Raw genomic sequence first — 23,413 nt, forward strand, 5'->3', positions numbered from 1 at the left:
GATGACGATCCGCTTCCTTCTCGACGATGCGGTGGTGGAGGTCGCCGACGCGGAGCCGACCGCGACGCTGCTCGACCATCTCCGCTATCGCCTGCGCCGCACCGGCACCAAGGAGGGTTGCGCCGAGGGGGATTGCGGTGCCTGCACCGTCTTGGTCGGCGAGCCGGACGGAGAGGGCATGGCGTGGCGCGCGGTCAATGCCTGCATCCTGTTCCTGCCGATGATCGACGGCAAGGCGGTGCTGACCGTCGAAAGCCTGTCGCGCGGCGAGACGCTGACCCCGCTCCAGTCGTGCATGGCGCGCAACGGCAGTTCGCAATGCGGCTTCTGCACGCCAGGTTTCGTCATGTCGCTCTATGGCCGCGCGGTGGGCGCGGCGGGGCATGCGCTGCCGGTCGCCGATGTGATCGCAGGAAATCTGTGCCGGTGCACCGGCTATGGCCCGATCCTCGCCGCCGCCGAGGACGCGCCCCGGATCGACCGCGACGATGCACGACTGGCCGCTACGCTGCGCGACCTTCGGACGGCCCCAGAGCCGACAGAAGCAAACTGGTTCGCACCGCGATCGGCCGACGAGCTCGCCGCGCTGCTGCTCGACCATCCCGATGCGCGGCTGATCGCCGGGGCCACCGATGTCGGGTTGTGGGTGACGAAGGGACTGCGCGACATCGACACGCCGGTCTTCATCGGCGACGTGCCCGAACTGCGCACCATCATGGAGGGTGCCGCCGGGGTCACGCTGGGCGCGGCGGTGCGCTATGCCGAGGCGCATGACGCGCTCGGGCGGCTGCATCCCGATCTGGGCGAGTTGGTGCGACGGATCGGCGGGTTGCAGGTCCGCAATGCGGGTACGATCGGCGGCAACATCGCCAATGGCTCGCCGATCGGCGACGGACCGCCCGCGCTGATCGCGCTGGGCGCGTCGCTGACGCTGCGTCGCGGCGATCGGCGGCGGACGCTGGCGCTTGAGGATTATTTCCTCGGCTATGGCCGCCAGGACCGGGCGCCCGGCGAGTTTATCGAGCGCATCCATATCCCCCGCCCCGCCCCCGATGCGATCATCCATATCGCCAAGCTGTCTCGCCGCTTCGACAGCGACATATCCGCGGTGTGCGGCGCCTTCGCGCTGACGCTGCGCGACGGCGTCATCGCCGAGGCGCGGGTCGCGTTCGGCGGAATGGCGGCGACGCCGCGCCGTGCCCCGGCCTGCGAGGCGGCGCTGACCGGCGCATCCTTTTCGCAAGCGACGATCGCCCGCGCCGTCGCCGCGCTACGCGAGGATTTCGCGCCGCTGACCGATGTGCGCGGCAGCGCGGCCTATCGCCACGAAGCGGCGGGCAATCTGCTGTGGCGGCTGTGGCACCGCGAACAGGGCGAGCCGGTTTCGGTCCGGGAGACGGTCTGATGGCCGATCCCGTTACGACCCCCGCCGCCGAGCCGATCCTCAAGCCCTCGCTACCGCATGACAGCGCGGTCCTGCATGTCACCGGCGCGGCGCGCTATGTCGATGACGAGCCCGAGCCCACCGATCTGCTCCACCTCGCCTTCGGCCAGTCGAGCGAGACGCATGCCGAAATCGTCGCGCTCGACCTATCGGCGGTGCGCGCCGCACCGGGCGTCGTGGCGGTCTTCACCGCGGCCGACATTCCGGGGCATAATGACGTCAGCCCGGTCGCGCATGACGACCGGCTGCTCGCGGACGGGGAAGTCCTGTATCGCGGCCAGCCGGTCTTCCTCGTCGCGGCGACCAGTCGGGGTGCGGCGCGGCGGGCGGCGCGGCTGGGACGGATCGACTATGCCCCCCGCCCCGCGCTGCTGTCGATCGCGGACGCCCGCGCCGCCGCCTCGCTGATCGAGCCGACCCAGCGCATGGCGCGGGGCGATGCCGCCGCCGCGCTCGACACCGCCCCGCATCGCCGGTCCGGCGGGTTCGCGATGGGCGGGCAGGACCATTTCTATCTGGAGGGGCAGGTCGCGCTCGCGCGTCCCGGCGAGGACGGGCAGATCCATATCACCAGCTCGACCCAGCATCCCAGCGAGGTCCAGCATCTGGTCGCCGACCTGCTGGGCGTGACGTCGGCAGACGTCACGGTCGAGGTACGTCGCATGGGCGGCGCGTTCGGCGGCAAGGAGACGCAGGCGGCCCCCTTCGCCGCCGCCGCCGCTCTGGTCGCCGCCAAGACGGGTCGCCCCGCCAAATTCTGCTGCGACCGCGACGACGACATGGTGCTGACCGGCAAGCGTCACGATTTCGAGGTCGGCTATGACGTCGGTTTCGACGACGAGGGCCGGATCGTCGGACTGGTGCTGCGGCTGGCGTCGCGGTGCGGGGCGACGGTCGACCTGTCGCCCGCGATCAACGACCGCGCCATGTTCCATGCGGACAATTGCTACTGGCTGCCCGCGATCGAGATCGTCTCCGAACGGCTGAAGACCCATACCGTCTCCGCCACCGCCTTTCGCGGTTTCGGCGGGCCGCAGGGGATGCTGGCGATCGAGCGGGTGATCGATGCGGTCGCCGCCGCGCTCGGCCGCGATCCGCTCGAGGTGCGCATCGCCAATCTCTACGCGCCGGGGCGCGACGTGACGCCCTATGGCATGACGATCGCCGACAATATCGCGCCCGCGCTGATCGCCCGGTTGCGCGGCGACAGCGACTATGACGCGCGCCGCGCCGCTATCCGCGAATTTAACGCTGGCCACACGGTACTGAAGAAGGGCATCGCGCTGACCCCCGTGAAATTCGGGATCAGCTTCACCACCACCCATCTCAACCAGGCGGGCGCGCTGGTGCATGTCTATGCCGATGGCAGCATCCAGCTGAACCATGGCGGCACCGAAATGGGCCAGGGCCTGTACATCAAGGTCGCGCAGGTCGTGGCGGACGTCTTCGCCGTGCCGGTGACCAAGGTGCGCATCACCGCGACGCGCACCGACAAGGTGCCCAACACCTCCGCCACCGCCGCCTCGTCGGGGGCCGATTTGAACGGCATGGCGGCGTTCGAGGCGGCGCGCACCATCCGCGAGCGGCTGGCGGGCGTGGCGGCGTCAATCGGCGGCTGTGCGGTGGAGGCGGTGCGCTTCACCCCGGCCGGGGTGGTCGCGGGGGCGGAGACGATCCCCTTCGACACGCTGTGCCGCAAGGCGCATCTGGCGCGGGTGTCGCTGTCCTCGACCGGATTCTACGCGACGCCGGACATCGCCTATGACCGTGCGGCGCATCGCGGGCGCCCCTTTTACTATTTCGCCTATGGCGCGGCGTGCGCGGAGGTGGTGGTGGACACGCTGACCGGCGAACACCGCGTCCTGGCGGTCGATATCCTCCACGATGTCGGCCGGTCGCTCAATCCGGCGATCGACCTCGGCCAGATCGAGGGCGGGTTCCTCCAGGGCCAGGGCTGGCTGACGACCGAGGAACTGGTCTTCGCCGAGGATGGCCGGTTGCTGACCCATTCGCCCGCCACCTACAAGATCCCGACCGCCGCCGACCGCCCGCACCGGTTTCGGGTCGCGCTGTGGGACGGAGAGAATGTCGAGCCGACGATCAACCGCTCGAAGGCGGTCGGCGAGCCGCCGTTCATGCTGGCCCAGTGCGTGCTCTCTGCGCTGGGCGAGGCGGTGGCCGCCACCGCGCCCGAACGGCGCGGCTTTCCGCCGCTGAACGCGCCCGCCACGCCCGAGGCGATCCTGCGCGCGATCGCCGCCCACCGCGCATGAACGCCCTGTGGATGACCAAGCTGCGCGCCGCCACACCCGGCGAGAGCATCGCGCTGGTCACGGTGCTGGCGACCGAGGGGTCCGCACCGCGCGGAGCGGGCACGCGGATGGTGGTGACGGACGCCGCCGCTTTCGACACGATCGGCGGCGGCGCGCTGGAGCATCAGGCGATCGAACAGGCCCGCGCGATCCTGGCCCACCCACCCGGCACCTGGCGGATACAGGATTATCCGCTCGGGCCGCTGCTCGGCCAATGTTGCGGCGGGCGCGTCCGGCTGTTGATCGAGCGGATCGACCCCGATGCGCTGGGCTGGATCGAGACGGCGATCCTCGGCGCGACGCTGACCACCATGCTGCACCCGTCGGGCATCACGCGCACCGTCGACCCGACGGCGGCAATCGTCGCGCTGTCCGCACGCGGCGAACGCCCCGGCGCGGGCGCATGCTGGGCCGAGCGGCTCGGCCAGTGGCATCGGCCGCTCTATCTGTTCGGTGCGGGTCATGTCGGCCAGGCCATCGCGCGTCAGTCGGTCGGCCTGCCGCTGCGGCTCGCCTGGTTCGACAGCCGCACGGCGATGCAGGAGCTGAAGGGCGTGACGATCGTCGACGAGGATCGCCTGCCCGCCTGTCTGGCCGACGCCCCCGCCGAGGCGGCGGTGCTGATCCTGACCCATGACCATGGGCTCGATTACCGGCTGACCCGCGCCGCCTTGACGCGCCCGCCGCTGGCCTTTGTCGGGTTGATCGGATCGGCGACCAAGCGCGCCCGCTTCCTCGCCCGGCTGACCCGCGACGACGTGCCGGACGAAGCCCGCGCCCGGCTGACCTGCCCGATCGGGCTGGCGGCGATTACCGGCAAGGAACCCGACGTGATCGCGCTGTCGGTCCTGGCCCAACTTCTCGCGCTGGGCCGCGAGCCCGCCCCCCACCCTGTCATTGCCGAGTGACCATGACCCTACGCCTTTTCCGCGCCGAATTGCTGTCGATCGGTGCCGATCCCCGCGACGATCCGACCGCGATCCGGCATGAGCCTGACGGGCTGCTCGCGGTCGAGGACGGGCTGGTCGTGGCGCGCGGCGATTATGCGACGCTCGCGCCGCAGTTCGACGGCGTCGCCGTCGAGCAGCTGCCCGGCATCGTCGTCCCCGGCTTTGTCGACGCGCATGTCCATTATCCCCAGATGGACCGCATTGCCTCGCATGGCGAACAGCTGCTCGACTGGCTGGAACGCCATATCTTCCCGGCCGAAAAAGCCTTTGCCGATCCCGCCCATGCCGCCGCCGTCGCCGATGCCTTCCTGACCGAGCTGCTCCGCCACGGCACGACCAGCGCGCTGGTCTTCCCGACCGTCCACCCCGGATCGGTCGACGCGCTGTTCCAGGCCGCACTCGACCGGCGGATGCGGATCCTGTCGGGCAAGGTGCTGATGGACCTGGGGCCCGACGGCCTGCGCGACACGCCCGAGACCGCCCGTGCGGATAGCGAGGCGCTGATCAAGCGATGGCGCGGGCGCGGGCGGCTGGGCTATGCGGTGACGCCGCGTTTCGTGCTGACCTCGTCCGACGAACAACTCGTACAGGCCGCCGCGCTGCTGGACGCGAACCCCGATGTGCTGCTGCACACCCATCTGGCCGAGAACCGCCACGAATGCGCCGCCGTCACGGAGCGTTTCCCGCACGCGCACGACTATCTCGACGTCTATGACCGGTTCGGGCTGGTCGGCCCGCGATCGGTGTTCGCGCATGGCATCCACCTGACCGACCGGAGCTGCGCGCGGCTGGCCGAGGCCGGGGCGGGAATCGCGGTCTGCCCAACCTCCAATCTCTTCCTGGGGTCAGGCTTCTTCGATTTCGGGCAGGCGGACGCGGACCGGCTGCGGCTGGGCCTGGGCAGCGATATCGGCGCGGGCACGTCCTTCTCGATGCTCCACACCGCCGGGGTCGCCTATCAGGCGGCGCTCGCGCGCGAGTTGCGGCTCGATCCGTTCCGTGCGCTCTATCTCGCCACGGCGGGCAGCGCGGCGCTGCTCAACATCGGCGACCGGGTCGGGGCGCTGCTGCCCGGACAGGAGGCCGATTTCGTCGTGCTGGACGAAGCCGCCACGCCACTCCTCGCGCGGCGGACCGCAGGCGCGGACCTGGCCGCGCGGCTGTTCGCGATGCAGGTGCTGGGCGACGACCGCACCGTGCGGCGTACCTATGTGATGGGCGAATGCGCCTGGGATCGGGGGATCGGCTGATGCGCAAGCTGGGGTTGCAGCTTCTTGGATGTTTAATGGCGCTGCTCGCGGCGACAATGCCCGCGCAGGCGCAGGAGAACCGCCGCCTGGTCGTCATCGACGACGAAGGCTTCGGGCTGGGCCATGTCATGCTGCTCGACGCGTCCGATGTCGAGGTGCTGGGCATTACCACCGTGACCGGCAATGTCTGGGCCAACCGCGCCACCGCCCTGGCGCTCAAGGGCGTCGAGCGAATGGGCCGGAGCGTGCCCGTTGCACAAGGCGCGACCTATCCGCTGGTCAATTCGGAGGTGCTGACCGAACGCTGGGAGGCGCTGTACGGCAAGCTGACCTGGAAGGGCGCCTGGATGCGCCAATGGGTCGAGCCGACGAAACAGAGCACCCCGCCCTATCACCGCGCCGACGATCCGGTCGCGTTGCCCGGCGGCAATCCGACCACGCGCCCCTCGCCCGAGATCGCCGCCAATTTCCTGCTGCGCATGGTGCACGAGCATCCCGGACAGGTGACGATCATCGCGATGGGGCCGCTGACCAATCTGGCGCTGGCGCAGCGGCTCGACCCCGCCTTTGCCGGTCTGGCCAAGGAGCTGGTCTATATGGGCGGCAGCCTCAATCCCCGTCAGGTCAGGGACGGGGTGTCGGCCAGCCAGTTCGCGCGCGAATTCGTCCATTCGCCGCGCCGCGAGTTCAACGCGCGCTTCGATCCCGAGGCGGCGAGCATCGTGTCGCGCAGCCCGTGGCGGCACATCACCGTCGTCCCCGCCGACCCGTCCACCGCGACCGAGCTGACGCCCGCGCTGATCGCGCGGCTGCGCGCGGTGTCGCCGCCCGCCATGGCAGGCTGGATCGGGTCGCTCGAACCCGGCTTTCCGATGTGGGACGAGATCGCCGCCGCGGTCTGGCTCGAGCCCAAGATCGTCACCACGCGCGACACCGCCTTTGTCGATTACGATACGCAGTTCGGGCCCGGTTACGGCGATATGCTGTCGTGGAGCCCTGGCTATCAGCCGGGGATCGGCGAACAGCGCGCGGAGGTGATCCGCGCCGTCGATCCCGCCCGGCTGGAGGCGCTGATGCTGCGGCTGCTGGCCCGTCCGACCCAGCCTCAGGCCGCAGGGGGCTGATAGGCGAACTGGGTGAAGCCCGCCTCGATCTCGCGCAGCACCATCGCGGCGGCATAGGAGGGCGTGCGCGCGGTCGCGGTGCACAGGGCCAGCGTCATCGGGCGCAGCACCTTGTCCGCGATGCGCGTGAACGCCAGCGATCCGGTGCGCACCTCGGTCGATACGTCCAGCGAGGTCAGGATGCCGACGCTGTCGCCCTGCTCGATCAGCGACGCGATCATCTGGATATTGTCTGACGTCACGCGCCGGTTGAGCGTGACACCCGACGTCGCCTCCAGCACCGCGACCTGCTGGTGCACGGCCAGCGGCGCGGCCGGGAGGATCACCGATTCGCCGTCGCAATCGGAAAAGCGAATCTCCGGCTGCCCCGCCAGCCGATGCCCCGGCGGCGACACGATGCCCAGCACCACGTCGACAAAGGCGCGGACCGTGAGATCCTGATAGGATTGCGGGTCGAACAGGATGCCGAAATCGACGTCATTGGCGGCGATCGCGCGCCGCACCTGCTCGTTGCCCAGCACATGCACCCCCATGGTAATGCCGGGATGGCTTTGCTGGATCGCATGGATCGCGGCGGGCATATAGCCCTTGGCCAGCGCGTCGATGACCGCGATGTCGACATGGCCGCGCTTCAGCCCGCGCAGGTCCTCGATCTGGGCCAGCGTGTCCCCGAGCTGCTTCTGCCAGCGTCCGCCCGCCGCCATCATTACCTCGCCCGCCGCCGTCAGCCGCAGGCCGGTGGACAGCCGTTCGAACAGCTGCACCCCCAGCCGCGCCTCGGCATTCAGGATCTGTCGGTCGATCGCCGAGGCCGAGACGGCCAGCTCATCGGCGGCGCGCCGGATCGAGCCCAGCCGTCCGACCGCCATGAAATATCGGATGAAGCGCGATAGGGCGGGCATGCTCTAATTTATGCAACGGATCGTCGTCATCATTGCGTTTGAATGCAACGATCCCGGCCCGTAGGTCAACTGCTGGTTCGGTATCATGACGCGGCCACCGTGCGATTGCCGCGCAATACGGACCGGCGTGACGACGATGGCCCAGACGCCGCCGCGATCACGGGGGAGAGATCAGGGACAAACAGCGACGGACCGGCCCAGGGGAATGGGCCGGGCGTCACATGGGGGGCTGACACTGATGACGCTTGCTTGCTCGCTATCGACCATTTCGCGCGCGCCCGGGCGGGGACGCCGCACCGGGATCGCTTTGCTCCTGTCGCTGCTGTGCGGGACCGCGATGACCACGCCCGCCCTCGCCCAGCAGGCGACGACGGCCACCCCGCCCCAGCCCGCCGCGCAGGACGGCGCGGAGATCGTCGTCACCGGATCGCTCGACGCGCTGCCGGTCAAGGATGTCGGCTCGGTCTTCGGGTTCGACAAGACGCTGGTCGAAACGCCGCGCTCCGCCTCGACGATCAGCGACGAACAGATCGAGCGGTTCGGCATCACCGACATCTATGATCTGGTCGCGCAGTCGCCCGGCACCTTCACCAACTCCTTTTTCGGGGTGGGCGGCGCGCTCGACATTCGCGGCACGCCGGGCGAGACCTATTTTCGCGGCGTCCGTCGCCTCGACAATGCGGGCAATTATCCGACGCCGATCGCGGCGGCCGACCGGATCGACATCGTCCGCGGCCCCGCCTCGCCCATCTATGGCCCGTCCAAGACGGGCGGCTATCTGAACTTCGTGCCCAAATCGGCGCGGGTCGCGGGCGGCGCGCTGCTGAGCGGTCCGACCGGCGAGGTGAGCTATACGGGCGGCAGCTGGGACCGGAACAACCTGCGCGCCGAGGTGCGCGGGCCGCTGCACCTGGCGGGCGCCGATCTGGGCTATAGCCTCTATGCCGAGGTCGAGGATTCGGGCAGCTATTACCGCAACATGTCGACCCGGCAGACGATCCTGCAGGGCGCGTTCGACCATGAGCTGACCGACGGGATCAAGATCGAGTTCGGCGGCCAGTACCAGAATTTCAAGGGCCAGCAGAATGGCGGCTGGAATCGCCTGACGCAGAAGCTGGTCGACAACGGCACCTATATCACCGGCACCGCCAAGCCGCTCGACACCAATGGCGACGGCCAGATTTCGCAGGGCGAGATCAACGCATCCATCCCCGGCGGCCTGTCGATCTTCGGCAATTACACCTGTCCCAACAGCACGTTCAGCGCGTTCGCCACCGGCTTCACCAATGCCTGTTTCACCCAGACCTATCCGCAGCTGAACCTGGTCAACACCGGCACGACGACGCTCAGCCGCCGCAACGTGCTGACCGGGCCGAACGACAAGCTGGAGAACAAGCAGACCACGCTCTATTACGACATCACCTTCGATGGACCGAGCGACCTGACCATCAAGAACCAGTTGTTTTTCGACCATACCCAGAATATCAACAACAATGATTACGGCTTCTCGCAGCGCGTCAAATCCTATGTGATCGAGGACAAGATCGTCATCGCCAAGTCGATCAAGACGGACATCGGCAAATTGTCCGGTCAGTTCTCGCCGTCGGTCCGCTATGTCAATTTTGATTACGGTGATGATTTCGATTACGAGTATTTCCACCGAGTCGACCTGACGCAAAGCTATACGCCCGCGTCGAACCGGCTGCTCGCGAACGAGTGCAATTGCGGCTATACCGACCGGGTCTTCGGCCACACCACCGACTTTGGCCTGGCCGCGCTGGTCGATCTGGATTTCGACTTCGGGCTCGATCTGCTGCTGGGCGGGCGGTACGACAAGGTGGACGCCGCGTCGCGCTATGATCCGACCGTCATGGACCGGGTGCCGACCCGGACCTCGGCCAAGGGCAGCGACGATGGCTGGTCGTGGACCGCCAGCGCGTCGTACAAGCTGCCCTTCGGACTGATCCCCTATGCGACCGCGTCGCAGCAGGCGACCATCGTCGTCGGCCAGGGCGCCGAGGTGCTGCCCGAGGCGGTGGCATCGGGCTTCATGTCGACCTCCCGCCTGTACGAAGGCGGCATCAAGGGAAGCTGGCTGAACGAGCGGCTCTATGCGGCGCTCTCGGTCTACAAACAGAACCGGACCGACTTCAACATCCAGTCGATCACCGTCAACCAGGCGGTCGAGACCAAGGGGGTCGAGGCCGAAGCCCGCTGGGCGGTCGATCGGCATCTGCTCGTGACCGGCGCCTATACCCATACCGAGGTCGTCAACCTGACCGGCCTGCAAGCGGGTTCGCTCTTCAGCTTCTTCGGCATCGAGGATCTGGTCAACGTCACCAACCCGACGCTCTATCTGGGCGGCCAGCCGATCGGCCTGGTGCCGATCAACAACCGCAATCAGGCGCGGCGCGCGGGCATTCCCGCCAACCTCTATTCCGCCACCGCGACCTATGGCTTCGACAACGGCCTGTCGGTCAGCGGCAGTGTGGTGAAGGTCGACTCGGTCTTTTCGGGCCAGTCGCAGGCGGTGCGGCTGCCCGGCTATACGCTGGTCGATCTGTCGACCTCGTATCAGACCGGCCCCTGGCTGTTCCGCCTGGTCGTCAAAAACGCGACCAATGCGCGCTATTTCCGCGCCAACTTCACCGAATTGTTCGGCAGCACCATCGTCCTGCCCGAGCGTCCGCGCAGCTTCCTGGCCTCCGCCGTCTATAAATTCTGAATGAGCGGTCGGGGAGGCGAGCCGCCCGTTCGCGTCCCCGTCCCGCCGGAGTATCGATCATGAACCCTCTCGTCACCGGGCTGCTGCTCGCCGCCATGGCCCCCGCCCCGCAACCCGCCCCACAACCTGCCACGCCGCCGTCGCTTTGCACCATCGCCGCCCCCTGCCCCCGCCCCCTGCCGGTGCGGATGGTCGTCGTCACCATGTTCGAGATCGGCAAGGACGAAGGCGATGTCGCGGGCGAGTTCCAGCTGTGGAAGACGCGGCGCGATCTGCGCCAGCGCATCCCCTTCCCGCACGGCTATCACGACCTTTATTACAACCCAGACACGCAGATATTGGGGGTCGTCACCGGCGTCGGCTCGGTCCGATCCGCCGCCGCGATCACCGCGCTGGGCCTCGACACGCGGCTGGACCTGTCACGTGCCTATTGGCTGGTCGCCGGGATCGCGGGGATCGATCCCGAGGACGCCTCGATCGGCTCGGCGGCCTGGGCGCGCTACAGCGTCGACGGCGATCTGGCGCATGAGATCGACGCGCGCGAGATACCCGCCGACTGGAAGAGCGGCTATTTCCCGATCGACCGCAAGGGCCCCAACGACCCCGCCCCGCCCCGGCCCGATGGCGGAGAGGTGTTCGCGCTGAACCCCGGCCTGACCGAATGGGCCTATCGGCTGACGCGCGACGTGCCGCTGCCCGACAATCCGGGGATCGCGCGCGAACGCGCCCGCTATACCGACCATCCCAATGCGCGAAAGCCGCCCTTCGTCCTGATCGGCGACCAGTTTTCGGCGATGACCTTCTGGCACGGCGCGCTGCTCAATCGCTGGGCCAATGATCACACCCGTTACTTCACCCAGGGCAAGGGCAATTTCGTCACCAGCGCGATGGAGGAAACCGGCACGCTCCAGGCGATCGCCTATCTCTCGAAGATCGGCCGGGTCGACAAGGACCGCGTCCTCGTCCTGCGCACGGGCAGCAACTATACCATGCCGCCGCCGGGGGTGACCGCCGCCGACTATCTGCTGCGCGAGAATGAGGGCTATGCCGGGCTGAACGCGTCGGTCGAGAGCCTCTACCGGGTCGGCAATCGGGTGGTGGAGGAATTGCTGTCCCATTGGGATCGCTACGCCACGACCCCGCCGCGGTGATGCGCCGCCGCCCTCGCGCGGCGCGGTCAGGCCACCGCGTCGTCGCCGCTCGTCCGGTTGCCGAAAAAGGCGTTCAGCCCGACCGCGCTGATCGATGCCAGCACGATCCCCGAATGCAGCAGCGGGGCGAGCGCGGTCGGCATCGCCTGGAAGAAGCGGTCGGACAGGACCGGGATCAGCCCGACGGCGATCGACACCGCGATCGTCACCAGCCGCTCGAAGGTCAGCTCGACCGACCCCAGGATGCGGATGCCCGTCGCGGCGATCATCCCGAACATGACCAGCGCCGCCCCGCCGAGCACCGGCAAGGGCACCGCCGCGACCAGCGCCGCCAGCTTCGGACAGACGCCCAGCGTCAACAGGATCACCCCCGCCCCCGCGCATACGAAGCGCGAACGGACGCCGGTGATGCTCAGCAAGCCGATATTCTGCGCGAAGGAGGTATAGGGAAAGGTGTTGAAGATGCCGCCCAACAGCGTACCGGCCGCATCACCGCGCAGGCCCCGCACCATCTGGCGCCGGTCGATCGGCCGACCGACCATCTGCCCCGCCGCCATGAACATGCCGAAGGATTCGATCATCACCGTCATCATGACCAGGCACATCGCGATCGACGCGGGCAGGTCGAAGGTCGGCAAGCCGAACTGGAAGGGGCGTACCAGCGCGAACCACGGCGCCTCGCGGACCTGGGTCAGATCGACCTGGCCGGTCGCGCCCGCGATGATCGTACCGACCACCGTCCCCGCCAGCACCGCGCCGCTTCGCAACAGACCGCGACCGAAGCGCATCAGGCAGAGCACGATGGCCAGCGTCAGCAGCGCCAGCAGCAGATGCGCCGGTGCGCCATATCCGGGATCGGTCGGCTGCCCGCCCGCCGTCCAGTTGATGCCGACCCGCATCAGGCTGAGCCCGATCGACAGGATCACCGTTCCGGTCACGGCGGGCGGGAACAGCCGCGACACCCGGCCGACGAACGGCGCGATCAGGAAACCGAACAGCCCGGCGACGATCACCGCGCCGTAAATGCCTTGCAGGACCATGGCGGGCGGCGTGCCATCGGCCTTGCCGGTGGCGATCATCGCCAGCATCGGGCTGATCGAGGCGAAGGTCACGCCCATCACGATCGGCAGGCGGATCCCGACCAGCGGCAGGCCCAGCGTCTGGATCAGCGTCGCGAACCCGCAGGCGACCAGATCGGCGCTGATCAGCATGCCCAACTCCGCAGGGGGCAGGCCCAGCGCGCGGCCGACGACCAGCGGCACCGCCACCGCCCCGGCATACATGACCAGGACATGCTGACAGGCCAGCGGAACCAGCCGCCGCGCGGGCAGCACCGCGTCGACGCCGTCCCCGGCCCGGTCGATCGCGGGCGCGACGGACGGATCGGACATGTCCTGGCCTGCCAGGGGCAACTTCCGTGTCGCCGATTGCATGGGCTTGGATCTCCGTCTGTCCATGAGGTGATGACGGTCATCGTATCGACATCGAAGCGGCCGCCACCAGCGCCGATTCTGGAACGGAGCGATCGAGAAAAGGCATCGCTCCCGGCCCGCCATGCCGTTTCCTCGCGAACGGCATCGGAAATCGCGCGTCCGGGCTATCGCCTGTATGCACGATTGCGCATGATGACGCCCGCGCCCGCCAATCCCGGCCGATGGAGCCTGCCCGCATGACCGACGACGACTTCATCACCGCGCTGCCCAAGGCCGAACTGCATCTGCATATCGAGGGCAGCCTCGAACCCGAGCTGATGTTCGACCTCGCGCGCCGCAACCGGGTTTCCATCCCGTTCCGTTCGGTGGAGGAGGTTCGGGCGGCCTATGCCTTTTCCAATCTGCAGGATTTCCTCGACATCTATTATGCGGGCGCCGACGTGCTGCGGACGGCGGAGGATTTTCACGATCTGGCGGTCGCCTATTTCGACCGGGCGGCGGCCGATGGCGTGGTCCATGCCGAAATCTTCTTCGATCCGCAGACGCATACCGATCGCGGCATCCCGTTCGACGTGGTGATGGAGGGGCTGCTGGCCGGGATGGCCGCGGCGAAGCAGCGCCATGGCCTGACGTCCAAGCTGATCCTGTGCTTCCTGCGCCATCTGGACGAGGACGCCGCCTTCGCGACATTCGACCAGGCCGGAAAATGGCTCGACCGCATCGATGGCGTAGGGCTCGATTCGTCCGAGGTCGGCCATCCGCCATCCAAATTCGCCCGCGTGTTCGCCGCCGCCGGGGATGCGGGCCTCAAGCGCGTGGCGCATGCCGGGGAGGAGGGCCCGCCCGCCTATGTCCATGAGGCGCTCGATCTGCTCGGGATCGACCGGCTCGACCATGGCAATCGCGCGCTAGAGGACCCGCTATTGACCGCCCGCCTCGCGCGGGAGGCGATGACGCTGACCGTCTGCCCGCTGTCCAACCACAAGCTGTGCGTGGTCAGGGACATGGCGGACCATCCCATCGACCGGATGCTGCGCCTGGGCCTGCGGGCGACGATCAATTCGGACGATCCCGCCTATTTCGGCGGCTATGTCGGCGACAATTACAAGGCGGTCGCCCGAGCCCGGGCCCTGTCCCGCGCCGATCTGGTGACGCTGGCGCGCAACAGCTTCCTCGGATCGTTTCTGGACGATGCCGCGATCGCGGCGCATCTCGCGCGGCTCGACACTTTCGCGCAGCGTTCCGGATAAGCGGCGACGGTTGCCCTGGCGACGCCAGGGGGTAGAAGACGAGCGCCGGCTTCGGGCAGGAATAGACCCGGTCGGCCCAACAAGGATGATGGAAGTTTCGTGGTCACCAAAGTCTATCTGTCCGCCGATCGCCTGCTCGAGGACTCGTTCCGCCTGGCCAATCTGGTGTTCGACTCCGGATTTCGCCCGACCCATATCGTCGGCATCTGGCGCGGCGGCGCGCCGGTGGGCATCGCCGTCCAGGAACTGCTCGAATATCGCGGCGTCCAGAGCGATCACATCGCGATCCGCACCACCTCCTACACGGGAATCGACCAGCAGGACCCGCAGGTCCGCATCTATGGCCTCGGCTATCTGGTCGATGTGCTCAACCCCGAGGATCGGCTGCTCCTGATCGACGACGTGTTCGATTCGGGGCGCTCGATCCGCGCGGTCCTGAAGGAACTGAAGGAGCGGTGCCGGAACAACATCCCGGACGAGGTGAAGGTCGCGACCGTCTATTACAAACCCTCTCGCAACGTGACCGACCTGAAGCCCGATTTCTTCGTCCACCAGACCAATGACTGGCTGATCTTCCCGCACGAGATCAACGGGCTGACCGAGGCGGAGATTCGCGAGCACAAGCACGGCGCCGACATCATCCTGCGCTGACACGAGATTGCCCCTCCCCTCCGGGGAAGGGGCTCATGTTGGTTCAGCGCGATGTCTCCAGGGCCCGGCCGAAATGATAGACGCCGCCCGGCTCGACCGCGACGAAGCGATCGCGCGGGATACGCGCGGCGTCGAGGGCCGCCGCCAGTTCCTCGACCGGCGCATCGCGGGCTTCGTCGGTGAGCTGGAACGTGCCCCAATGGATGCCGAGCGCCCGCCCTGCGCCGACATCGGTGAAGATCCGCACCGCGTCGGCCGGGTCGACATGCTGCGCAGCCATGAACCATCGCGGCTCATAGGCGCCGATCGGGATGAGAGCGACGTCGGGCGCTCCCAGCCGCTCGCCCACCTGGCGGAAAATGGCCCCGTCGCCATAGCCGGTGTCGCCGACGAACCAGATCATGCCCGCGCGCGTCTCCAGATAATGGCCGCTCCACAATGTCATCCGCGTGTCGCTCGGCCAGCGATTTGACCAGTGGTTGGCGGGCGTCAGCGTCGTCGCAACGCCGTTGCCGAGGTCGATCCGATCCCACCAGTCGCCGGTCACGCACCGCGCGCCCGGCACCGCGGCGCGGACGACCGCATCATTGCCCAGCGGCATCGCCATCAGCGGATCGTGCACGGCGTGAAGGCGACGCAGCGTCGCGATGTCGAGATGGTCGTAATGGGCATGGCTCAGCAGCACGACATCGATCGGCGGGAGGGACTCGAACGGGATTCCCGGCGCGGTGACACGCTTGGGCCCCACGCGACGGAAGGGGCTGGCACGCTCGGACCAGACCGGATCGGTGAGGATGTTCACCCCCGCCGCCTGGACCAGCATCGCGGCATGGCCGACCATAGTGACGGACAGGCCATCGACGCGCGGCCGTGGCATCGCTGGCGTGACCGGCACCGTCACCGGCCATTTGGCGGCAGCGCCCGCCAGCTTCCAGCGCAGGATCGCGCGCAGTCCGCGATCGGTGCTCGCCTGGCCCGGATTGAAGAAGCGCGTGCCGTCGAAATGGTCGCTCGGCGGACCGTCATAATAGCGGTTGCGGGCCATGGTCAGGCGACGCGCATCAATTGCGAGGGATAGGCGGTCAGCATGGCCAGAGCCTCCTCGACCGGCGCGGTCAGCCAGCCTTCCTGATCTTCGGCCGACAGGATGACCGGCATCGCCTTGGGATGCTTGGGCGCGACCAGCGGATTGGGCTCGGTCGTGCAAAAGGCATAGACCCGGTCATGATCCCGGTCGACCTTCCACAGCCCGGCGAAGCACGGCACCGCCTGATCCTCGACGGTGAACCACCAATGGATGTCGCCTGGACCCTGGCGATCGGCGGCAGCCTTGGGCTCGGAGAAACGGGTGAAGGGCACCAGGCATCGGTGTTGGGCGTTCGTCAGCCAAGGCTTCCACATGCCGCTCTGCATGTTGCGGGCATTGGTCCACCAGTCGTAGAGGAAAGGCAATTCTCCCTCGCGCGCGGGCCGCTTGCGCGGCTTGCGGGTCGGGAAACCCCAGCGCATCGTGCTCAGCACCCGCTGGCCCTCTTCGAGACGGACGACATAAGCGGGCTTGCCGGGAGCGGCGTAATCCTTCTCCACCGCCAGCCCATTGGCCGCGTCCTCCGTCGCGCCCAGCGCGTCGAAATAGGTTCGGGGATCCACCTTGATGCTGTAAAGATTGCACATTCCGCTGTTCGATCACGGTCGGTGGCAGCAGACAAGCCTCTTCCGTGCCGACCACCCTGCGTCGCGTGCGAACGCGAGCCTTATGGCGACGCATAACGCGCTCCCCTGTCGCAAGACCGGATCGCGAGCCCCGGCTACGGACTGTTGGCTGGGACATTCTCCGTCAGGCCATCGGCCTGTTACTTCGCTGCCGGTATTCCCCGGCGAAACTCCCCTCAGGGCCATTCAGCGAAAGCGGCGATCCCGTTCGGGGATTGTGATTTGCTCTAATCATCGCCTGACTGCACCCCGGCCTCTGCCGGGGTGGGTCCCCTTAGGCAACGGGCCGCCTCTGGCGGAGGAACCCCGCCAAGGGCAGGACGACGGTGCAAATCGCCGGGATGATGGCGGACGCCGCCTATCCAGCAATATTAAGGCCAATCGACATTCAGTACTGCTTCTTCTTCCCTCTCCCCTGGACAGGGGAGAGGGTTAGCGAAGCTTGCCAGCCTGCTGGCTAGCGCAGCTTGGGTGAGGGGACGAGCGAGCCCAAAGGCTCGCGCGCTCCCAAAGCGAGCGCCCACCCCTCACCCAGCTCCGACTAAGCCTTTGCTTACGCAAAGACCAAGTCTCCGCAACCCTCTCCCCTCTGCAAGGGGCGAGGGAAGGAAAGGCATTGCTGAATGGCGATCGGCCTTCGACATCGCCGCGGGATATATCGGGGCGCGGGACAACAGAGCGCGCCAAACCCCACTATCGGAGATGCTGCCCCACTCCGTTCGGCCCGAGTGCGGTCAACGGCCGGGTTCAGGCATGGCCCTCGAACTTCCCGCGATCGTCTCACCCGGCGCGCGACACTAAGGCAGATTCGAACCCGACCTACCCCTTCTCGCTTCAGCGCGAAGCGAATGTCCGGTTCAGTTGGCGAAGGCCCGTCTCCGCGACGCGGTGCGAGGAAATCACCGCGCCCGAAGGCATGTCCATGGCAATCGGCTTTTCCTGCAAGACAGCCGCATAAAGCGATCGCGCCTCGGACGCGCGTCCGGTTTGGGCATAGACTGCGGCGAGGTTGAGCATCAGTTCCGGGCTGTCGGGGCTGGCCCGGCGCTCCTGGAGCAGGGTCCGCTCCGCTGCTACCAGCTTCCCGGCGGCGATCTCCTGATAGCCCGTCCTTTGCGGCCAGCGATCCTGGGCGATGGCTGGGGCTGCCATACCCGCCGCCGCGACGATCAGAGCCAAAGACATGCCACGCATTGCCCTTCTCCATGTTTCACTTTTATGACGGCATGTTGTCATTTTTGTGAAACCCCCGCAAGGGCCGAAGGCGTTGCCGATGGTCGGGCGACACCGGATTTCCGACGCGTCGGGGGAAATTCTTCCCGAAGACAACAGGTGATGGCCCCGTTCGCCTAAGGCCGATCATCGCAGGATAGCCAATAGTGATCATGGGGCCCCGTTGCCCCCGCCGGTCTCCGGCACCAGCGCGACGCCCTCCGTACTCGGCCGCGCTCACGCCCCGCCTCTCAACCCCTGCCCCCGGGCATAAAAAAGGCGGCCTCCGAAGAGGCCGCCCTGGTCCGTCACGAACGGGATCGCTTCGATCAGAAGTCGTTGCGATACTGCTCGTTGCCGATGAAGCCGAGCTTGCTGACCGCCGAACGCTTGATGACTGCCAGGATCTCGTCGACCTTGACATATTTGGCGTCGGGGGCCGGCTGGAAGTGCAGTTCCGGCTCGGGGTTCATGGCCGCCGTCTGGTCGAGATACTGACGCAGCGTCACCTCGTCGACCGGCGTGCCGTTCCAGGTCACCGTACCGGCGGCGTCGATGCCGACCTTGTTCTTCTCGCTGTTCACGACGGGCGTGTTGTTCTTCGAGTTGACCGGCAGGTCGACCTTCACCGCGTGAGTCTGGATCGGGATGGTGATGATGAACATGATGAGGAGCACGAGCATGACGTCGATCAACGGCGTCGTGTTCATGTCCATCATCGGCTCGCCATCATCGGATCCGGCGCTCATTGCCATGGCGTGCTAACTCCTATTCTGTCCGCCCGGCCGATCAGGCGCGGGGGTTGCCGCCGGGGGGCGGCTCGGAGATGAAGCCGACACGGGCGAAACCGGCCTGCTGCATCGTGTAGATGGTGCCGCCAATGCACCGATACGGCGTATTCACGTCGCCGCGAATATGCGCCTCGGGCAGCTGATCGGGCGTGATGTTCGGCCCAAGCCGCTCGATCTCGGCCTTCAGCTTCTGAACCGCCTTGTCACGCAGCTCGGTCGAGGTCACGGGGCTGAGGCCCCAATACACCTTGCACTGACCATTTTCGCTGGTCACCGAAAGCGAGACGTTTTCCGGCTTCGTCGTCGTCGGATCGAAGCGGACGCTCGGCAGCTTGAGCGGAACGGTCTGAATCACGACCGGAACCGCGATCAGGAAGATGATGAGGAGAACCAGCATGACGTCCACGAGGGGCGTCGTGTTGATCTCCGACATCGGTTTCTCGGCGGAGTCCCCGCCAACGCTCATCGCCATGAGAGAGCTATCCTATCCATGCATTCTTTCGCCGTCCCGGAGCCGGGTCGACGGGGGGTGGCGGGGCCGTGCCGCGAACGGCCGGTCCCCGCCCCCTTAGGCTCAGGCGCGCGTCTGAACGCCACCGGCCTGACCGGCCGTGGTCGTCGCCGGGGTCGCCTTGACGGCGGTCGGCTTGGCACCGGCAACGGCCGGACGAACCGCACCGTTCGAGGCCAGGAAGCCCAGCACGTCGTTCGAGAACGACGACAGGTCTTCCGCGATGCCCTTGTTACGACGCTGCAGCCAGTTGAAGGCGAGCACCGCCGGAACGGCGACGACGAGACCCAGCGCGGTCATGATGAGCGCTTCACCGACCGGACCGGCGACCGCGTCGATCGACGCCTGGCCCGACGAGCCGATCTTGATGAGCGCGCGGTAGATGCCGATAACCGTACCGAACAGACCGATGAACGGCGCGGTCGCACCGACGGTCGCCAGGAAGGCGAGACCGCCGCCCAGCTTCGAGTTGATCGCGGCTTCCGAACGCGCCAGCGAGCCGTGCAGCCAGTCATGCGCTTCGACCGGATCGGTCAGCTTCGAATGCTGGTCCTGAGCGGCCAGACCGTCGTCGACGATCTGCTTGTAGGCCGAGTTCTTCTCGAGCTTGGCCGAACCTTCGCGCAGCGAGTTCGACGACCAGAAGCCCTGACGAACGCGCTTCGCCTGGTTGATGATCTTCTGCTGCTCGAACAGCTTCGAGAACAGGATGTAGAACGACACGATCGACATCAGGCAGAGGATGGTGAACACCGACTGCGAGATGAGGCCGCCCTCTTTCAGAGCCTGGCCGAGGCCGTACGGATTTTCGGCACCGGCCGCAGCGCCGCCCGCGGCGAGGATGGTGGTGAGCATGATTGGTTAGGTCCTCTGACTAAAGCGTTGGGTGTGATCGGCTTTTAGCCGTTATTCCTGTGGCAGCTGCCAACGGATGTTAAGCGTGTACGACGATGCGACGGGGTTGCCGGCCGCGTCCTGGGCGGGCGTGAAACGCACGCGCGCCTTCGAGATGCGGCAGGTGGCATCGTCAAGGGCCCGGTTGCCGCTGCCCGACAGGATCGTGCAGTCGGTGACGCGCCCATCGGTGCCGATCGACAGCTTGGCCGACACGCGGCCTTCCGCGCCTTCGCGCTGGGCCGAGGGCGGATAGGCGTCGGGACCGAAATACTGGCCCGGGTTACCGCGCAGACCGGCAGCCTTCGAGACCGTCGGCGCAGGCGGCGGCGCGGGCGGAGCCGGCGGCGCAGGCGGGGCCGGCGGTGCGGTCGGCTGGCTGAGCGGGATGATGCTCGTCGTCGAGATCGTCGGCGCCGGCGAGGGCACGTTGACGATCGGCGGCGGCGTCACCACCGTGGTCGGCGGCGGAGGCAGGTTGGGCTGCTCCGGCGGCGGGGGCGGCGGTTCATCCGGCGGTGGCGGGGGCGGCGGCTCCTCCACGTTGAACGTGTCGAGCTTTTCGGTCGCCTTCTTCACGTACTGGTATGCCAGTCCCGTGACGAAGGCGTAGCCCAGGGCAGCATGGATGAGCACGACGATAACGATCGCGACCACCTTGCCCCCGGACATCTTCTGGTCAGTATAGGCCATTCAGCAACGAAACTCCTCAGTCTGCCAGTTTCGCCTCGCCGTAGCGTGGGGACGTGGGAAACTCCTGCCATGCGCTCACGCATGCGGCAGAGCCTCGGACCCTATCGTCACGGCTGGCGCGGTGCAATCAGTTTGTCGGACGTAATAAACGTACAAGCACGCCATGACAAAATTATTTCTGTACCGTTAATACACGAAGGAGTAGCGCGAAGCGATGAAACCCCTCTCCCACGCCCTCCATGCTACCACCATCGCGGCCGCGATGCTATCGTTTGCAGGCCCGGTCGGGGCGCAAGTGGCGACCGCGCCGTCGGTGCGCGCGGGCGATCCGATGGTAGCGCAAACAGGCCCCGGCTATGCCGACCTCGCCGACCTGGTCCTGTCGGCCCCGGTGATCGCCGACGTGACGATCCGCTCGGCGGCCGCGATCAAGGGGCCGGAGGCCGCCGGCGTCGCCCCCGGTCGGCAGCGTTTCTATGTCGAGGCCGATGTCGGCACGCTGATCCGCGGATCGGGCGGCCTGCCGGCGCGCGTCGGCTATCTCTACGATGCGGCGACGGACGCGCGGGGCCGCGCGCCGCGGCTGAAGAAGATGCGCGTGCTGATCTACGCACGGCGGGTGCCCAATGCCCCCGACCAGCTTCAACTGGTCGCGCCCGATGCGCAGCTGCCCTGGACGCCCGATACCGAGCAGCGCAGCCGGACCATCGCGCGCGATGCGCTGTCGCCGGACGCGCCGCCGGTCATCACCGGCGTCGGCAATGCCTTTTACGTGGCGGGCAGCCTGCCCGGCGAAGGCGAGACGCAGATATTCCTCACCACCGCCAATAATCGCCCGGTCTCATTGTCGGTCCTGCGGCGTCCGGGCGAGGAACGCCGCTATGCCGTGGCGCTGAGCGAGATCGTCGACGAATCGGCGGCCCCGCCCGCGCGCGATACGCTGCTCTGGTACCGGCTGGCCTGCGCGCTGCCCGAATCGCTGCCCGATCGCAGCACCGCCTCGCTCTCGCCGCAGGATGCCCAGGCGGCGCAGGAGGATTATCGCTTCGTCATCCAGAAGCTCGGCCCCTGCGTCCGCGAGCGTCAGCTGCCCAGCGTCAGCAACTGACCCGTGACGGCGTGCGCGGCGGCGAGATAGGCGACCGCCGCCGCGACCGCCTGATCGGACGCGGTATCGCGGCAAATCACGGCATTGATCCGCGCATCGGGAGCAGCCGCGACCGCGAGCGGCCCGATCGCCGCCTCCGCCATCGCCTGCGCCACGGGATCGCGACCGGGGCGCAGCACCAGGATCAGGTCGCAGCCGGGATTCGCCGCGACGAGCGCCGCGACATCGTCCCCCGGCGCCACGTCGATTCGCCGCGCGGTCATGCCCCGATCAGCGGCGGTGGCGGACCAGCGTGATGCCGATCGCCTCGCCATCCTCGGCGATGGCCAGCTTCACGATCTTCACCTTCACGCGCCGAACCCGCTTGTCCTGAAGGAACAGCGTGTCGCAGATATGGTCGGCAACCCCCTCGATCAGCGTGAAATGCACGCCTTCGGGCAACTGCGTCGCGGCATGTTTCAGGTCGAGATAATTCTTCGACTCGCCCAGCGGCGTGTCGGGCGCATAATGGGCGGGACAGTCGAGATCGACGGTCAGCGAGATGCGCAGCGGTTGCGGCAGATGCGTTTCCTCGGAGTAGATGCCGGTCAGCACCTGGACTTCGAGGTCGTGGACTTCGAGCTGGAGACGGTCTTCCATGCCAGGGCTCTAGCAGAGCCCACGCGCAAGGGAAGTGGCGGCGCGGAGCCGCAGGGCTTTGCATCCGCCGAGGAGCGGATTAAGGGCGCGCGCATTCTCCCCTCTCCTTCTGCCGCGATCGGACCCCACCCGTTGTGACCGAGACGACTGCCCTTGTTCCGCTCGACAGGGTCGATCCCGCCGCCGTGGAGGCGCTGCTCGACCGCGCCTTTCCGCCGGGGCGCCAGGCGCGGACCGCCTATAAGGTGCGCGGGACCGTCGCGGCGATCGCCTCGCTCTGCTTTGCCGCGCTGGACGAGGACGGCGCGCTGCTGGGTTCGATCCAGTGCTGGCCGGTCGCGCTCGCCGACGATGCGGGCGGGGTGCATCCCATGGTGATGGTCGGCCCGGTCGCGGTCGCCCCCGATCATCAGCGGGACGGACTGGGCCGCCGCCTGCTGACGCACATGCTCGCCACCGCCACCGAACAGGGGCTGGACCGCGCGATGATGCTGATCGGCGACCCGGAATATTATGGCCGCTTCTTTGGCTTCACCGCCGACCGGACGGCGGACTGGCGATTACCCGGCCCGGTCGAGCGGCACCGGCTGCTGGCGCGCGGCCCCGATGTGCCGGCCGGTCCCGGCATGCTGAGCGCCGCGGGCTGAGGCCGGGCTTTAC

Annotated in this window: 22 protein-coding genes; 11 read left to right on the plus strand and 11 right to left on the minus strand. The window is 67.6% G+C overall.

The window, feature by feature from the left end; genetic code table 11:
* Position 1 precedes the first annotated feature (1 nt).
* Genes xdhA through QE363_RS16165 form a run of 5 tightly spaced genes read left to right on the plus strand, consistent with a single transcriptional unit; the run spans position 2 to position 7,080 of the window.
* Positions 2–1,405, plus strand: coding sequence for a xanthine dehydrogenase small subunit (gene xdhA / locus QE363_RS16145; RefSeq protein ID WP_309696891.1), 1,404 nt, complete (start codon positions 2–4; stop codon positions 1,403–1,405).
* A complete protein-coding gene (gene xdhB, locus QE363_RS16150) occupies positions 1,405–3,717 on the plus strand; it encodes a xanthine dehydrogenase molybdopterin binding subunit (RefSeq protein WP_309696893.1) in 2,313 nt (770 codons plus the stop codon). Before xdhA ends, xdhB begins: the two co-directional genes overlap by 1 nt.
* 11 nt (positions 3,718–3,728) lie before the next feature.
* Positions 3,729–4,664 (plus strand): xanthine dehydrogenase accessory protein XdhC, encoded by a 936-nt coding sequence (gene xdhC / locus QE363_RS16155; protein ID WP_309696895.1) that lies wholly within the window; start codon positions 3,729–3,731, stop codon positions 4,662–4,664.
* 2 nt (positions 4,665–4,666) lie between these two features.
* Positions 4,667–5,956 carry a guanine deaminase gene (gene guaD / locus QE363_RS16160; protein WP_309696897.1) on the plus strand — a complete coding sequence of 430 codons (1,290 nt, stop codon included), beginning with the start codon at positions 4,667–4,669 and terminating at the stop codon, positions 5,954–5,956.
* Positions 5,929–7,080 carry a nucleoside hydrolase gene (locus tag QE363_RS16165; RefSeq protein ID WP_309696898.1) on the plus strand — a complete coding sequence of 384 codons (1,152 nt, stop codon included), beginning with the start codon at positions 5,929–5,931 and terminating at the stop codon, positions 7,078–7,080. Before guaD ends, QE363_RS16165 begins: the two co-directional genes overlap by 28 nt.
* Here the strand turns inward: QE363_RS16165 and QE363_RS16170 are convergent.
* A complete protein-coding gene (locus tag QE363_RS16170) occupies positions 7,062–7,982 on the minus strand; it encodes a LysR family transcriptional regulator (protein ID WP_309696900.1) in 921 nt (306 codons plus the stop codon). The genes QE363_RS16165 and QE363_RS16170 overlap by 19 nt on opposite strands.
* Before the next feature lie 238 nt (positions 7,983–8,220).
* On the opposite strand from QE363_RS16170, the gene QE363_RS16175 reads away from it, so the two are divergent.
* Complete coding sequence (locus tag QE363_RS16175; RefSeq protein ID WP_309696902.1) at positions 8,221–10,707, plus strand: TonB-dependent receptor domain-containing protein; 2,487 nt, start codon at positions 8,221–8,223, stop codon at positions 10,705–10,707.
* Between the two features lie 59 nt (positions 10,708–10,766).
* Entirely contained in the window at positions 10,767–11,858 is a 1,092-nt protein-coding gene (locus tag QE363_RS16180) for a purine nucleoside permease (protein ID WP_309696904.1), read from the plus strand.
* 26 nt (positions 11,859–11,884) lie between these two features.
* Here QE363_RS16180 and QE363_RS16185 read toward each other — a convergent pair whose 3' ends face one another.
* Entirely contained in the window at positions 11,885–13,249 is a 1,365-nt protein-coding gene (locus tag QE363_RS16185; protein ID WP_309696906.1) for a nucleobase:cation symporter-2 family protein, read from the minus strand.
* A 278-nt stretch (positions 13,250–13,527) separates the two neighbouring features.
* On the opposite strand from QE363_RS16185, the gene QE363_RS16190 reads away from it, so the two are divergent.
* Both QE363_RS16190 and QE363_RS16195 read left to right on the plus strand, forming a co-directional pair.
* On the plus strand, positions 13,528–14,541 hold the full coding sequence (locus QE363_RS16190; protein WP_309696908.1) for an adenosine deaminase: 1,014 nt from the start codon (positions 13,528–13,530) through the stop codon (positions 14,539–14,541).
* Positions 14,542–14,640: 99 nt separating this feature from the next.
* A complete protein-coding gene (locus tag QE363_RS16195; protein ID WP_307100324.1) occupies positions 14,641–15,192 on the plus strand; it encodes a phosphoribosyltransferase in 552 nt (183 codons plus the stop codon).
* Positions 15,193–15,235: 43 nt separating this feature from the next.
* On the opposite strand, the gene QE363_RS16200 is transcribed toward QE363_RS16195, so the two are convergent.
* The 7 genes from QE363_RS16200 to QE363_RS16230 form a co-directional block, all read right to left on the minus strand.
* Entirely contained in the window at positions 15,236–16,237 is a 1,002-nt protein-coding gene (locus QE363_RS16200) for an MBL fold metallo-hydrolase (RefSeq protein ID WP_309696911.1), read from the minus strand.
* Positions 16,238–16,239: 2 nt separating this feature from the next.
* Entirely contained in the window at positions 16,240–16,866 is a 627-nt protein-coding gene (locus QE363_RS16205; RefSeq protein WP_309696913.1) for an SOS response-associated peptidase family protein, read from the minus strand.
* Between the two features lie 873 nt (positions 16,867–17,739).
* On the minus strand, positions 17,740–18,090 hold the full coding sequence (locus QE363_RS16210) for a tetratricopeptide repeat protein (RefSeq protein ID WP_309696915.1): 351 nt from the start codon (positions 18,088–18,090) through the stop codon (positions 17,740–17,742).
* A gap of 356 nt (positions 18,091–18,446) precedes the next feature.
* Complete coding sequence (locus QE363_RS16215; protein ID WP_307100333.1) at positions 18,447–18,872, minus strand: biopolymer transporter ExbD; 426 nt, start codon at positions 18,870–18,872, stop codon at positions 18,447–18,449.
* A gap of 34 nt (positions 18,873–18,906) precedes the next feature.
* The gene (locus tag QE363_RS16220; RefSeq protein ID WP_307100335.1) at positions 18,907–19,380 is read right to left on the minus strand and encodes a biopolymer transporter ExbD; all 474 of its coding nucleotides are present in this window, start codon (positions 19,378–19,380) and stop codon (positions 18,907–18,909) included.
* A gap of 102 nt (positions 19,381–19,482) precedes the next feature.
* Positions 19,483–20,274, minus strand: a complete 792-nt coding sequence (locus tag QE363_RS16225) for a MotA/TolQ/ExbB proton channel family protein (RefSeq protein ID WP_307100337.1) — start codon at positions 20,272–20,274, stop codon at positions 19,483–19,485.
* A gap of 51 nt (positions 20,275–20,325) precedes the next feature.
* A complete protein-coding gene (locus QE363_RS16230) occupies positions 20,326–21,006 on the minus strand; it encodes an energy transducer TonB (RefSeq protein ID WP_307100339.1) in 681 nt (226 codons plus the stop codon).
* A 262-nt stretch (positions 21,007–21,268) separates the two neighbouring features.
* On the opposite strand from QE363_RS16230, the gene QE363_RS16235 reads away from it, so the two are divergent.
* Positions 21,269–22,114: a hypothetical protein gene (locus tag QE363_RS16235; RefSeq protein ID WP_309696920.1), complete on the plus strand. Its 846-nt coding sequence runs from the start codon at positions 21,269–21,271 to the stop codon at positions 22,112–22,114.
* Here QE363_RS16235 and QE363_RS16240 read toward each other — a convergent pair.
* Positions 22,090–22,377: a Rossmann fold domain-containing protein gene (locus tag QE363_RS16240; RefSeq protein WP_309696922.1), complete on the minus strand. Its 288-nt coding sequence runs from the start codon at positions 22,375–22,377 to the stop codon at positions 22,090–22,092. The genes QE363_RS16235 and QE363_RS16240 overlap by 25 nt on opposite strands.
* A gap of 7 nt (positions 22,378–22,384) precedes the next feature.
* Complete coding sequence (locus QE363_RS16245) at positions 22,385–22,753, minus strand: dihydroneopterin aldolase (RefSeq protein WP_307100345.1); 369 nt, start codon at positions 22,751–22,753, stop codon at positions 22,385–22,387.
* Positions 22,754–22,887: 134 nt separating this feature from the next.
* On the opposite strand from QE363_RS16245, the gene QE363_RS16250 reads away from it, so the two are divergent.
* On the plus strand, positions 22,888–23,400 hold the full coding sequence (locus QE363_RS16250) for an N-acetyltransferase (RefSeq protein ID WP_309696924.1): 513 nt from the start codon (positions 22,888–22,890) through the stop codon (positions 23,398–23,400).
* Positions 23,401–23,413: the final 13 nt, after the last annotated feature.

The sequence above is a fragment of the Sphingomonas sp. SORGH_AS_0870 genome (assembly GCF_031453175.1).
Taxonomy (GTDB): domain Bacteria; phylum Pseudomonadota; class Alphaproteobacteria; order Sphingomonadales; family Sphingomonadaceae; genus Sphingomonas.